Consider the following 13,305-nt stretch of genomic DNA (forward strand, 5'->3'; position numbering starts at 1 on the left):
AAAATCGAGTTGAAAAAACATCGCTTTGATTTTGCTTTTCGCTTCTTCAATTTTGAAATTTCAAAGCTCTTTTTTTAGCTAACAAAAACTAAATGTCACCGTTTATTTGACAGAACCAGCGCGCTGCGCGCGAAATCTATAATTTTGCAGCGAAGCTGCCATTATTTCGAATTGTTAATTGTGCATTGTTAATTGTACATTGTTTCTGCAAGATCCTTCGCTCCATTTCATTGCGTTTAGGATGACACGGAAGGCGTAACGTTTCGTTCAGGATGACACGCAGGCGGCATTCACACTTGAAGCATCAGCATTTCTACAATTCCGTGGTATACTTGCGGGCATTCGATTTGCATGATGGTTGCAATCTTGTTTCCGGCATCTTTTGAAGAAGGACCGCAATGATATAGCCGTTCATTAGATTTTCCGTAATCCAGAAAAATATAGCGGTCATGGAATTTGCCGCAAGTCCGCTGCACAGACAATTGAACATCTGGGCGCGCCACCTTAAAATCAGCAATCACATTTTTAGTCAACTGTTCTGAGCCACGTTCATCGCTAAAAATTTGCACCTCAACATTTTTTGCAATTCCGCGAAGCAGGTCTAGCGTTTTTACGCCCACATAGTCATCGATAATGATAACGGAGTTTTTCGCTAACGCATAAATCTGCGTGTAGGCGACATCGGCTTCAAGTTTTTTGCCGTTTAGAATCAAGAAATGCTTGTAAGTCGTTGGATCGACGAAATTGTCCATCACTTTTTGCAAGTCCTGCCGGATTTCAACAATTTCGTTTGAATTTCGCTCCGTCTGAACTGCAATTTCTGCAAGTTTTGCGCTGTCGTAACCAAACACAGGCTGGTTTTCAATGATAAAGTCCTTCATCTGCTTGAACAAACGAATCAAGGCGGTACTTTGTTTTATAGCCAATTCGCCTTTAAGGACTGTCATCAGCATATAAATGCCCTGTTCAGTGAATGCATAATGTGGCTTTCTTGAGCCTCCCCAACTTGAAGCCGATTTTTTCGGCATCAAGTTCTCATATTCCTCTTTTCTAAGCAAAAAAACGGAAATCTTCTGCAAACCGATCTTCGTTATTTTTCACCTGTTCGTTGAATCTTTTTGTCTCATACCCATAAATTTCTGCCAAATCGGCATCAAGCATTACCTTCAAGCCACGAATCGTGTAAATCCGAGACTTGAGAAGATTTTCATCGATTAAAGAAACCTGCTGTTCAACTCCAATCGTTTTAGTCTTTTTCATTTTAACTCCTTCCTCGCCGACAAGCAAAAAACAGCAAGGATTATCATGTTTGAAAAGAATATAATAAAAGTTGGATGTCAAAAAATGACAAAGAAGGGGAACGTGCAATTTTCTTTCTATAAAATCAATCATTCAAAAAAAAATCAATTACTAATCACACTCAGGGAGTCAAACCTTTTCTTTCAAAAAATCTTTCATCGTGTTTACCATTTCTAAGACCTGCAACGGTTTTGCAAAATGTGCATTCATGCCGACTTTCAAAGCATTCTTTTTGTCTTCTTCAAAAGCGTTTGCAGTCATCGCAAAAATCGGAATATTTCGTTTTTCATCTTTGAAATTTCGAATCAATTTCGTTGCTTTGTAACCATCCATATTGGGCATTTGAATGTCCATCAAAATGAAATCAAATTCGTGCGGTTTTGATTTTAAAAGCATATCCACACATTCAACGCCATCGCGTGCGCGCTCAAATTCAAATCCATATTCTTTCAAAAGTTCCACCGTAATTTCGGCATTTAAATCATTATCTTCGGCGAGTAAAATTTTTTTGCCTTGAAATAAATCTTTTGAAATTTCGCTTTTCACAATTTGATGAATATCGCTTTCGTGCGCCTTTCTGTGCGGGAGCGTAACGATAAACGAAGTGCCTTTTCCAAGTTCACTTTTCACATCGATTGAACCATTCATTAAATTCACCAAATGTTTTACAATCGACATGCCAAGGCCTGTGCCTTCGATGCGATTTTTTTCCGAATGATGCTCGCGCGAAAATTCATCGAAAATCACTTTCAAAAATTCAGGGCTCATGCCAATTCCAGAATCCGAAATCGTCGTCTGAATAATCGCATAGCCTTCGAGATGCGAAGGAATTTCTTTGGTGTCAATCAAAACGGTGCCGCCTTCGGGCGTGTATTTGATGGCGTTCGACATTAAATTCAAAAAGACTTCTTTAATTTTTACCGTATCGCAACACACAAATTTTGTCTGAATATCGATAGAACTTTTTATCGTGATATTTTTCCGCATCGTCGTGCTGATTTCCGAGCGTTCGCGTTCAATTTCTGTAATATCGCGAATCGCAATGAGCATGTGTTCTTCGTTTGGATTTTGATTGTTGATTGTGAATTTTCCTTGCAAGCGTTTTGGCGTTTTCGCAACCACGGCGTCATATTCGATGTAAAAATTTTTCTAACTTTTTAAAACGCGTTTTAAAACATCTAAACGAGTCGCCTCGATAAAGCGCGCTTGATATACGGAATCATTTCGGGCTCAATTTTACTTCCCGGAGCGCGAAAATCCGAAGTGGATTTTTCTAAGCCATCGACGACATAAATGAGTTCGCCCGCTTCATTTTTTGTTGCGGTATAAAGATAACGGATTCCTTTAAAATTTCGAATTTCATTTAATTGTTTTTGAATTTCCACATAACGCGGGTCATTCATATCCGATTCAGAACGGAACTTTTCAAAATCTTCTGCAGAAAATTTCTGCGAAAGCAAATCAAAAACCGATTCCGCGCGTAATTGATTGCGAGCAATTCCCGATTCCAAAATTTCACCCGAAAAATTCCGCTGCAAAATCAATGTGTAAACGACGACCAAAAGGACGATAAACAGCACAAAAGCGATAAACGAAAACAGCCCGCGTTTCGCATTATTCGTTTTCAAAATTTTGTGCCAAATCCAATTTGACAAAGGCATCACAGCGATCCTTTTCCCAAAAGGGCGTTCTGATTTATGATTGTATATAAACTAATTTTTTTATTTTTACTTTCTCCAAATTTCAATTTGATTTTCGCCTGTAAAATTGGAAATTCTAGCCGAATTTTGCTTGCAAAATCTTTTTTTCTCACATTTTTTATATAGATTATTCAAAAAAAGGACGCAAATTATGGATGCATTATCGTGGAACGAAATTGAAAAATCGATGCAATTTTCACGAATCGGTACATGGAAAATTGAAATTGCACCCGATGCTGCTCCGCGTTTCTATGCCGATGACATTATGGATGAACTCATTGGCGTTCCCCAAGGAATTTCTCCCGAAGGACGTTTTACATTTCACCGCGCTCACATTCATCCCGGCGATTTGCAACTCTTTTTAGATTACTCCAATAAACTCGTTTCCGAACGTGCAGAAATTGTTTATCGTTATCAGCACCCAACTCTCGGCGAAATGTTTGTGCGCTGCGGCGGAAAACGCGATGAAAATGTTCAAAATTGCATTTGCCTTTACGGAACTCACCAAGACATTTCCGATTCCATTCGCATGGAAAAATCAAAACTTGCAGAGCAGCGCCTCGCTGAACAGAACAGACTTCTTCGCAGAGAAAAAGAACAGCAAGAAGAAGAAAGCCGCGCCCGTTCTACATTCTTATTCAATATGAGTCACGATTTGCGGACGCCGATGAATGCGATTATCGGCTACGCCAATTTGATGGAACATCATTTCGAAAAGCGCGAACTCATCGCAGACTATTTGCAAAAATTGCAGAAAGCAAGTTCGTTTATGCTCGACCTTTTAAATAGCATTCTCGAAATGAGCCGCATCGAAAATGGCAAAGAAACGCTGCACTTAGCGCCGACAAATTTTGACAAAATCATTCACACGTTAGATATTGTGATGGAAAGTGCGTTAAAAGAAAAGAAGTTGCATTATCAAAAAGAAATTTCGATAACGCACAAAAATATCGTCTGCGATTCTTTAAAAGTCCGCGAAATTTTTCTCAACATTTTAAGCAACGCTGTCAAATATACTCCAGAAGGCGGAAATATTCTTTGGCATTTAGAAGAACTTCCGACCGAAAAAGCAAATGCAGCGAAATTTTCTGCGACAATTTGTGACAATGGAATTGGAATCAGTTCCGAATATTTGCCGCATCTTTTTGAACCATTTTCCCGCGAGCACAATTCTTCGGAATCGGGAATTTCGGGAACCGGTCTCGGGCTGCCGATTGTCAAATTCCTCGTCGATTCAATGGACGGAGAAATTTCCGTCGAAAGTGAATCGGGCAAAGGTTCAAAAATTACTGTCACGCTTATCTTCCCGATTGCAAAAGAAAAATCGTCCGAAAAAAATAGAAACGAACACGATTTAAAATCTCTCGCCGGAAAACGCATTCTCCTCGCCGAAGATAACGAGCTCAACGCCGAAATTGCGCTCACCCTTTTACACAATTTAGGCTTCTGCACAGAACTCGCCAAAGACGGAAAAATTGCGCTCGATATGCTCCAAGAAAAACCCGTCGGCTATTACGATTTGATTTTAATGGACATTCAAATGCCGAATATGAACGGCTACAAAGCAACCGAATGCATCCGTCACTTGCAAGATGAACGCGCCCGCATTCCCATCATCGCGATGACCGCAAACGCATTCGACGAAGACCGCGAAGCCTCTCTCGCCGCGGGCATGAACGCGCACTTAGCTAAACCCATCGATGTAGAAAAATTGATCAAAACAATTGGGGAAGTGCTCGCCTAATTCAAATGCAAAATTTTTAAGTGTCTTTTCGTAAAATTTTTAAATATTCTTCGTAACTATAGACGCGCTTTCGCAATGCATTCGTCGTTTCTTTTAAAATGCCTAACGCCTGCAATTTTTGAATTGCATGGGAAGCCGTATTAAAACTAATTTGCAAATCCGAAGCAATCCGTTTTATTTCAATAATCGGATGCATTTCTAAATAATCAAAAACCATTTTAATCGTATTTTTCTGACGATTGGATTTAGGTAAAATTTTCAAATTTTTTTGATGCAATTTCACCAGAGCTTCAATACTTTGCAAGGAATCTTTTGCCGCAGCCGAAACCGCTTCTAAGAAAAAGTAAATCCACTGTTCATAATTTCCACTTCTCCGAACTTCCGAAATGCGATCGTAATATTCGACTTGATTTTTTTTCAAAAAATAAGAAATGTAAATGACGGGTTTAGAAAGTAAACCTTGCTCCATTAAATAAAGTAAAATAATGAGTCTGCCAACGCGTCCGTTTCCATCTAAAAACGGATGTATTGTTTCAAACTGATAATGAATTAAAGCGATTCGAATCAATGCATCATCATCTTGATTTTCATTGATAAATTTTTCTAATGCAAAAAGAGCTGCGTTCATGTCCTCGACATTCGGAGGAATATAGCGCGCCTCTTTAAGCGAACAATTTAAGCCGCCAATCCAATTTTGCGTTTTACGAAATTCACCCGGAGATTTTTCTTGACCTCGAACATGATTCATCAATTTGTGATGTATTTCGCAAAAAAAACGATTACACAAAGGAAAATTTTTTAAACGATCTAACGCATAATGACAAGCGGAAATGTAATTGATTACTTCAGAAACATCTAAATTATGCGATTCATTTTCGGGGTCTAAAATATCATCCAATGTGCATTGAGTTCCTTCAATTTGAGAAGAAATCAGAGCTTCTTTTCGAACATACATCGAAATAAATAAATTGACATCGGGAATATATTTTGCCGCTGCATCAAGTTCTATCAGATTTCGATTCGCCTCCAATAAAATCTGAGTCATTTTGCCATCTATTTGAATGGCTGGTTCAGGAGGTAAATTTGTAGGCTTAAACGAGAAGTATTCTGCTTCTCCACTAAGATTTTTTACAAATTGCCCAGCGCGATTCATTGGAAACCTTTTGAAATTACTCGGAATAATTTAGTTTTTTATTTCAACAAATCAAGACTTTTTGAAATAAAATATCAATTTTTGCATTTTTATTTCAAATAACTAAGCACTTTTTGAAATAAGAGAATGAAAATTTTAGATTTATTTCAAATTTTAGTAATAAAAAAAAGCAGGCGGAAAAAGCCTGCTCAATCGTTTTGAAAAATTTCTACGCTAATTTTTTGAGGATTTCTTTGACGCGCTCGTATTCGATTTTTGTTTTTTCAAAAAGTTCTTGCGAACCTTCGAAAGATCTTCCGCATAATGCTTCGGTGAGATTGCTGCTCACTTCTTGCAGTTGCGTAAAGCCTAAATTTAAGCAGATGCCTTTTAATGTATGCGCGCCACGAAACGCTTGTTCAGCGTCTTGTTTTGCATAACCTTCTTCGATAATGGAGAAGCTCGGATCCTCTAAAAATTTGAGAGCAAAACGTTTTACCAACGCTTCGTTCATGAGACGCTTCACGGTGCCTTCATAATCGGCGTTTAATTCTGCATAGCATTCTTTGACATTCATAAAAATTCCTTTGCCCGAGGCAATTTAAAATAACTTCTCGGATTTGTGTTTAAGCCACTTTTTCTGCTTGATGCGATTTATCCGCAAGCGCTTCGAATTCTGCTTTGGCTTCGTGGAAACATTCCAAAAGTTTTGGATTGAAAATGCCGCAGTCGCCTTTCATAATCATCTGGAACGCTTCATCTTTGCTGAATGCGCCTTTGTAAACGCGCTTCGAAACGAGAGCGTCGTAAACGTCTGCGATAGAAACGAGCTGCGCCGAAATCGGAATTTCTTCGCCTTTGAGTCCATCGGGATAACCGCGACCGTCATAGCGTTCGTGATGATGACGACAAATTTCATAGCTCGCTTTGCTGTAAACTTCATCCCATACATTGGTAATGCGTTCGAGCATTTCACAACCGCGAGTTGTATGCGTTTTCATATACTCAAATTCTTCGATGGTGAGTTTTCCCGGTTTGAGCAAAACGTTATCGGCAATCGCAATTTTTCCAATGTCGTGTAACGCACTTGCGGCGACGATAATCCGAATTTTTTCGGGAGTGAGATGATATTCCGGATAAATTTTTGCGACCCATTTCGCTAAAATTTCGGTGAATCCTTTGACGCATTTAATGTGTTGTCCGCTTTCGAGGCTGCGGCCTTCGACGATTTCACCTAAGACATCGATAATTTTTTCGTTATTTTCGCGGAGTTTAAGCGCTTGCGCTTCGAGCAATTCATTTTGACGCTGCAACGTGCGCATTTGACTTGTGACTTTGCTTTCGAGCGCATTACGATGCAAGAAAAGTTCAACGACATTGCGGACGCGGCGCTGCACCGTCGCCGAGTCAAAGGGTTTGCGGATAAAGTCCGAGACGCCCATCGAAAGGCAACGATTTTCGGCTTCGCTCGACGATTCGGCGCTAATGATTAAAACCGGAATGCGGTCAATCATTTTTTCTTGCTGCATAAACGAAAGAACATCGTAGCCGTTTTTATTTGGCATATTTAAATCGAGTAAAACGCCGACGATTTCGTCTTTATTCACTTTTAATTTTTGAATTCCCAAATCCCCATCTTCTGCGACTTCGATTTCATATTCGCCTTCCAAAATCACAGAAAGCATGTCACGATTCAGTTCCATATCATCGATGATAAGTACTTTATCTGCCATTCTAACTCCAGCAAGTCGTGAGAATTTTCAATAAATTTAATTTATAAACAAAAAAATGGAATTTTTTCACTTCATTTTTTACCGACAAATTAACATTTTTGTTCTTTATCAAAATTCGATTTAGCAAAAAAAATTTCTTCCAAATTCTGCGAAAAAATTTTGCGTTTTGCAGGAAAATTTTTGCATAAAAAAACTCCCGCAGAAAATTTCTGCGAAAGTTTTTCGAAATTTAAATTGTCAAAATTTGAGAAGAAAAAATGCGTTACCAAACAAATTTTGCATCGGAAAGACGACGTTTAATTTCGTCCATGAGCGCAATTTCTGCGGCTTCGGTATCCGCCATAAACGTGACGCTAAAACGGATGAAATGACCCGCATCGTCCCAAGGCACTGTGGAAATTTGCTTTTCGCGGATAAGCCACTGCGAAAAATCTTCGGCGGTGTTAAATGTTGCTCCGCCTTCAATTCCCTTCGGCGCTTGCGCGTACAAGTAGAAACTTCCCTTTGGCTTTTTGACTTTGAAGCCGACTTCGGAAAGTGCTTTGACGAGCAAATTGTGGCGGCGCGAATACTTTGCAACAGTGCGTTCTGTAATCGATGGCGTTGAGAGCGCTTGCACGCCCGCATACTGAATCGCTTTGAATTGTCCCGAGTCATTGTTGTCTTTGACGCAAGCAAATCCCTTCACCACTTTTTCGTTGCCCGCGACAAATCCGAGACGCCAACCCGTCATGTTGAAAGCCTTCGAAAGCGATTGAATTTCAACGCCGACTTCTTTTGCGCCTGGAATAGAAAGGAAGCTGAGAGGCGCATAACCGTCGAAGGTGAGCGCTGCGTAGGCGGCATCCGAAATCACGATGATTTCATTTTTCTTGGCGAAGTCGATGACCTTGCGGAAAAATTCTGGAGTCGCTACAGCGCCCGTCGGATTGTTCGGATAATTCATGTAGAAAAGTTTTGCACGCTTTGCGATGTCAGCGGGAACTGAATCCAGATCCGGCAAAAAATCATTTTCGGGAAGAAGCGGAAGTTGATAAACTTCGCCGCCGAGAAATTTCGTCATCGTAGCGAGGACGCCGTAACCCGGAACCGTTACAATCGCCACATCGCCCGGATTGATGAATGCTTGCGGAATCATCGCGAGCGCAGGCTTTGAACCGATGCTATGGCAAATTTCGGTCTGCGGATTTAAGCCGTGCACGCCGAAAACGGTCTGCATATAATTCGCCGCCGCTTCTTGAAATGGAAGAATTCCATTGTCCGAGTAACCGCGATTTTCGCGTTTCTTCGCTTCGGCATAAAGGCGTTCTACGGCTGTTGAATCCGCCATCCAATCGGGTTCCCCAACGCCCATATCGATAATCGGCGTTTCGGGATGTTCCTTTTCGGCTGCGCGACGCGCGCGCTTGATTTTTTCAAACTTGTAAAGGACGGTTCCCAGGCCAAAGGTTTTCCCGCCGATACGGTCTGCAAAAAGATTCTGAATATAATCGGACATAAAGTCTCCGGTGTTAGAATTTTCCTTTCAAATTTAAAATGGATTTGTCAATTCTCGCCGACGAAAAAAGCCCGTATTTTGCACGATAGCACGCAATTTTTGAAAAGCATCAAAATTTTAAAACATTTTTGTCAAATCTATTTTTAGGCCGTTCATTTGATTTGCAAAAACAGAAATTCTCAATTTTTTCATTCGCCGAAACACAGAAAAAGCCCGCCCTTGCGGGCGAGCCAAGGAGAAAAAATTTTTCAAAAATTCTTAAAGAGTGGCGAGGAATTTTTTCGCACGATCGCTGTAAAGTTGATCGTCGCCGTAAACCTTAATCAATTTTTCGGCGGCAGCTTTTGCTTTGTCTTGGAAGCCCATTTGATTGTAAACGAGAGCGAGTTTCCAAAGAGCGTCTGCGATTGTCGGGACTTGGTCTGCCGGTTCGAGCTTTTCGTAGCGGTCTTCTAAGTCGCCCGTGCGCTTGCCGAACTCTGCGACGAACTTTTCGAGAAGAGCTGCCGCAGAAGAATAATCTTTCTTTTCAATCGCCACTGCAGCTTGACCGTGCATTGCGCCGCCGCGGATTAACGGAACCGAGCCCGCATTGTCCAAAGCCTTTTGATAAAGGACTGCGGCTTCATCAAATTCGCCATTTTGGAAGCGGATATTGCCCGCGAGAAGCGCTGCCTTTGCCAAAGTTTCGTCTTTCAGTTGATTGGAGGCGATCAAGCCTTCGTAAAGAGCTAAAGCGCTATCTTTTTTACCGGTATATTCGTAAGCGAGAGCCGGACCGAGCAATTCAGCTTGCGCTGCATCGGCTTTATTTTTTGACCCGTGAAAATGCACAATCGCAATCACCACGAGAATGACGATTAAAAGAATTGCCCCCACCTTGATTCCGTGCTGGAGAAAAAATTCCTTCATATCGGAATTTGCCGCGGAAGTTCCGGCATTAGGCATATTATTCGGCATATTATTGGCCATATTTTCGGTCCTTGAAAAAAAATTTGCGATTTAATATAGAAATTTTTTCAATTTATTACTACATTTGTGTTCGCCTTGCCACTCTAGCTCAGCTGGTAGAGCAGCTGATTCGTAATCAGCAGGTCGGCAGTTCAAATCTGCTGGGTGGCTCGAAAAAAAAAGCGTCTCGTTGAGGCGCTTTTTTTAATGAGAAATTAGAAGGGAGAGTTTGAGAACTTAGAGCTTAGAACTTTGATCTTAGAAAACTCTAAGCTCTAAAATCTAAGCTCTAAGATCTTGCATTACCGCGCGGAGCGCCTAACTCTCTAATTATGCATTGTTAATTATCCATTATGCATTGAATCCAAGCGGGCTTTCCATTTCCTCATTTTTTCTCATGCAACGCTGCGGGAACACATTTAACACGTCAAATTCGTTCTTGCAACGCTGCGGCAAGGCTTTTTAAATGAAAAATGTAGATGATGGCGCGGCGGGGTTTTGATAGCTTAGAGCTGAGAACTTAGAGCTTAGAACTTTGAACTTAGAAATTCTAAGATCTAAAATCTAAGTTCTAAGATCTCATTCGCGCGGTGCGCCTAACTCTATAATTATGCATTGTTAATTATCCATTATGCATTGAATTATTTGCTTTCGCTTCATTTGCCCGGTACTTCTTTGTTAACTGTTAATTTTCTACATTGCGTTCAATGAATTCTCCACGTTATGTTTTTATGAAACTTCTCCCGAAGAACTTGGAATCGAGACTCTTCGGAAATTTGATTAACTTAAAAATTCCCGTGCTTTCTAAACTGGCGCGGAATTTATTTGCCAAAGCTTATCACTTAGAAATGAGCGAAGCATCGAAACCGCTTTCGGCGTATGCCAATATCGGCGAACTTTTTGTGCGCACTTTGGCTCCGGGAAAGCGTCCCATCGCCGATGCCGAAATTGTAAGTCCAGTCGACGGACGCGAATCGCAATCGGGAATTCTCTACGGTGAAAATGCCGAGATGATTCAAGCAAAAGGAAAAACATATTCCCTCGCCGAACTTCTCCGCGATAAAGAGCTCGCCGCCCACTTTGCGCGCGGACGGTTTGCGACAATTTACCTCGCCCCATTTAATTATCACCGCATCCATTCTCCTGTTTCAGGAAAACTCATCGCGGCAAGTTACTGCCCGGGAACTCTTTGGCCGGTGAACAACTGGAGCGTAAACCGCGTCGAAGGACTTTTCTGCATTAACGAACGCATTACGACTCGCATCGCTGTCGATGGTGGCGGAGAACTTTTACTCGTCAAAGTCGGAGCGACCAATGTCGGACGTATTGCGGTCAATTATGCGCCGAATTGGATTACGAATGTCGGAAAACTTCCCCGCCATGCGCCTCGTATCGATTACACGCCTCAAGAAGAATATCGCTTTAAACGCGGCGATGAACTCGGACGTTTTGAAATGGGAAGCACTGTCATCTTAATCGCCGACGAAATTCTCGCGAATCGTCATCCCGAACTTTTCGCCAAGACTCTCGGGAAAGCGGTTAAAATGGGCGAATCTCTTCTTTAATTTTTATCGATGCGTTGGGAAAAGGAACATCCGGACATTATGCGCGGAACCGCAGCCTTTGTCCGCTTTTTCGCCAATGTTCCCGATCCTGTTGTCGCAATTGCAAATCGTGCGAGCACTCTCGAATCCAAAATGGCGTGGACTCTTTTGGGAACTTGCATTGAACAAGGAATTCCGCTTTCGCTTTTACAAAAAGTTCTGAACGCACTCTTTGAAAATTTTCCCGATGAAAAACTTTTTGCATTTCCGATTCCCGCCGAAAATGAAATTCAAAAAGTCGTTCGCGCGGCGAAGAAAACTTATGATTGGCCCGAAGAAGAATGCGTTCCCGGAATTTTCTTTAGCGTCGGCAATTTTGTGCGAAGGCGTTCACCGCTTCCCGGCTGGGCTGCTTCTACATCGTTACAAGGAATTCTCCGCGATCTCGGCGAAATTTTTTTCATGGGAAAAGGCGCGTATCGCCCGAAAGCAATTCTTTCGATTTCGCGTTTATTTTCACCAGCGCCCCGCGGACTCGGCGTTCTCCGAACTCAATTTCAAAATGATATTTCACCCGTTCCATTTGCCTTTGGCATTCGCCGATGGATCGGTTTAATCGGACCCGGAAAAGAAATCGGTTACGCCGAAATGGACGAAACGCGGAAACGCAAATTAGCATTATCGCTTTGCAAAGCGCTCGCCCGCAAAGATCCGCGGATGACTGCGCACGCATTTCAATTTTTCTTAGAGCCATCGGAGCACGGATTTATCTGCGCTGATTTGACTGCGAATTGCACACAATGTCCGCTCACTTCTTTTTGCCCCAAAAGTTTTGTCGGAGTTCTCAAATGAAAATTTGGACGCTTCTTTTCGCTCTTCTTTTCCTTTGCAGTTGCGAAGGAAAAAAATCTCTTTTGGATTTGAATTTATACCATTTTCTTTATCGCGAAAGCGCTCCAGTTGCAGTAGAACTTTACGATTCCGCAACGGTTTTAAAACTCGTTCCCGCTTCGTGGAATTTGAAAAATTATGCGATTTCTACGATGGCAGAACTCGTCTATGCGCCCGTCGCCGGCGACTCTTTGCACATTCGCATTTTAGAATTTAAAACCGAAATGTCTGCGCTTGCCTTCTATTTAAATAGCGGACTTGTGCAAGAACGTTTGCCCGTTATCGACGGCGATTCCCGCGAAATTGCAATGCGAAGCGGTCCGCGTCTTTTCGTTTTTCGCTACGGCCTTTTGCGCAATCACGAACGCGGCGAACTCGAACATTATGTGCAAAATTTTCCCGATTACCGCGCAGGACTTCCGCCCGAATTTTTGAGCCTTCCGATTGCCGACCGTCTTCCCGGCGAAGCGTCCATTCAAATGAAAAATTTTTTGGGAATCGAATCCAACTTTCCGATGCTCGTGCAAGGATTCCGCGGCAATGATGTTTATTGGAACGCTGCCCGCAGTTGGGAATCCGTTTCCGAAGAAGATTGGAAAAATTGGACTTTTAATTTGCAAAAAAAGACTGCGGATATTTTTTGGAATGCGGATACGCTTTTCTTCAACGCAGGAATCGAAAGCCGCGGCGCTGCGATGCGTTTGTCCGATGGTCGTCTCGTTTGCCTTTGGGGCGCTTTGGATTCCAAAAATTTACTAGAACGCTTTCGAAAAATCGCAGAAAGCGTTTACAATTCTCCGGAATAACTATATT

The 13,305-nt window shown here is 41.8% G+C and carries 11 protein-coding genes, 1 tRNA gene and 1 pseudogene; 5 read left to right on the forward strand and 8 right to left on the reverse strand.

The features are described 5' to 3' along the window. Positions 1-290 precede the first annotated feature (290 nt). The 3 genes and pseudogenes from B0H50_RS08155 to B0H50_RS08165 all read right to left on the reverse strand — a co-directional run bounded on the left by B0H50_RS08155 (position 291) and on the right by B0H50_RS08165 (position 2,960). A pseudogene (locus tag B0H50_RS08155) lies at positions 291-1,260 on the reverse strand (ORF6N domain-containing protein). A 168-nt stretch (positions 1,261-1,428) separates the two neighbouring features. Further along, positions 1,429-2,421, reverse strand: a complete 993-nt coding sequence (locus tag B0H50_RS08160; protein WP_106199018.1) for a hybrid sensor histidine kinase/response regulator — start codon at positions 2,419-2,421, stop codon at positions 1,429-1,431. 56 nt (positions 2,422-2,477) lie between these two features. Further along, positions 2,478-2,960, reverse strand: coding sequence for a hypothetical protein (locus tag B0H50_RS08165; protein ID WP_106199017.1), 483 nt, complete (start codon positions 2,958-2,960; stop codon positions 2,478-2,480). A gap of 190 nt (positions 2,961-3,150) precedes the next feature. Between B0H50_RS08165 and B0H50_RS08170 the strand changes: the two genes are divergently transcribed. Then, positions 3,151-4,743 (forward strand): ATP-binding protein, encoded by a 1,593-nt coding sequence (locus B0H50_RS08170; RefSeq protein ID WP_106199016.1) that lies wholly within the window; start codon positions 3,151-3,153, stop codon positions 4,741-4,743. 16 nt (positions 4,744-4,759) lie between these two features. Here the strand turns inward: B0H50_RS08170 and B0H50_RS08175 are convergent, their stop codons facing one another. The 5 genes from B0H50_RS08175 to B0H50_RS08200 all read right to left on the reverse strand — a co-directional run bounded on the left by B0H50_RS08175 (position 4,760) and on the right by B0H50_RS08200 (position 10,054). Next, a complete protein-coding gene (locus tag B0H50_RS08175; RefSeq protein WP_109587543.1) occupies positions 4,760-5,896 on the reverse strand; it encodes a Fic family protein in 1,137 nt (378 codons plus the stop codon). A 208-nt stretch (positions 5,897-6,104) separates the two neighbouring features. Continuing rightward, positions 6,105-6,452, reverse strand: coding sequence for an Hpt domain-containing protein (locus B0H50_RS08180; protein ID WP_106199014.1), 348 nt, complete (start codon positions 6,450-6,452; stop codon positions 6,105-6,107). A gap of 49 nt (positions 6,453-6,501) precedes the next feature. Continuing rightward, on the reverse strand, positions 6,502-7,608 hold the full coding sequence (locus tag B0H50_RS08185; RefSeq protein WP_106199013.1) for an HD domain-containing phosphohydrolase: 1,107 nt from the start codon (positions 7,606-7,608) through the stop codon (positions 6,502-6,504). 262 nt (positions 7,609-7,870) lie between these two features. Further along, positions 7,871-9,106: an LL-diaminopimelate aminotransferase gene (locus tag B0H50_RS08195; RefSeq protein WP_109587544.1), complete on the reverse strand. Its 1,236-nt coding sequence runs from the start codon at positions 9,104-9,106 to the stop codon at positions 7,871-7,873. Positions 9,107-9,364: 258 nt separating this feature from the next. Then, positions 9,365-10,054, reverse strand: a complete 690-nt coding sequence (locus tag B0H50_RS08200) for a tetratricopeptide repeat protein (protein WP_106199021.1) — start codon at positions 10,052-10,054, stop codon at positions 9,365-9,367. Positions 10,055-10,155: 101 nt separating this feature from the next. Between B0H50_RS08200 and B0H50_RS08205 the strand changes: the two genes are divergently transcribed. The 4 genes from B0H50_RS08205 (at position 10,156) to B0H50_RS08220 (ending at position 13,298) form a co-directional block, all read left to right on the forward strand. Continuing rightward, positions 10,156-10,228, forward strand: a tRNA-Thr gene (locus B0H50_RS08205). 536 nt (positions 10,229-10,764) lie between these two features. Next, entirely contained in the window at positions 10,765-11,622 is an 858-nt protein-coding gene (asd, locus tag B0H50_RS08210; protein ID WP_106199010.1) for an archaetidylserine decarboxylase, read from the forward strand. 9 nt (positions 11,623-11,631) lie between these two features. Next, complete coding sequence (locus B0H50_RS08215; RefSeq protein ID WP_106199009.1) at positions 11,632-12,453, forward strand: hypothetical protein; 822 nt, start codon at positions 11,632-11,634, stop codon at positions 12,451-12,453. Then, positions 12,450-13,298 carry a hypothetical protein gene (locus B0H50_RS08220; RefSeq protein ID WP_106199008.1) on the forward strand — a complete coding sequence of 283 codons (849 nt, stop codon included), beginning with the start codon at positions 12,450-12,452 and terminating at the stop codon, positions 13,296-13,298. Before B0H50_RS08215 ends, B0H50_RS08220 begins: the two co-directional genes overlap by 4 nt. The last annotated feature ends 7 nt before the right edge of the window (positions 13,299-13,305 follow it).

Source organism: Hallerella porci, from assembly GCF_003148885.1.
GTDB lineage: Bacteria > Fibrobacterota > Fibrobacteria > Fibrobacterales > Fibrobacteraceae > Hallerella > Hallerella porci.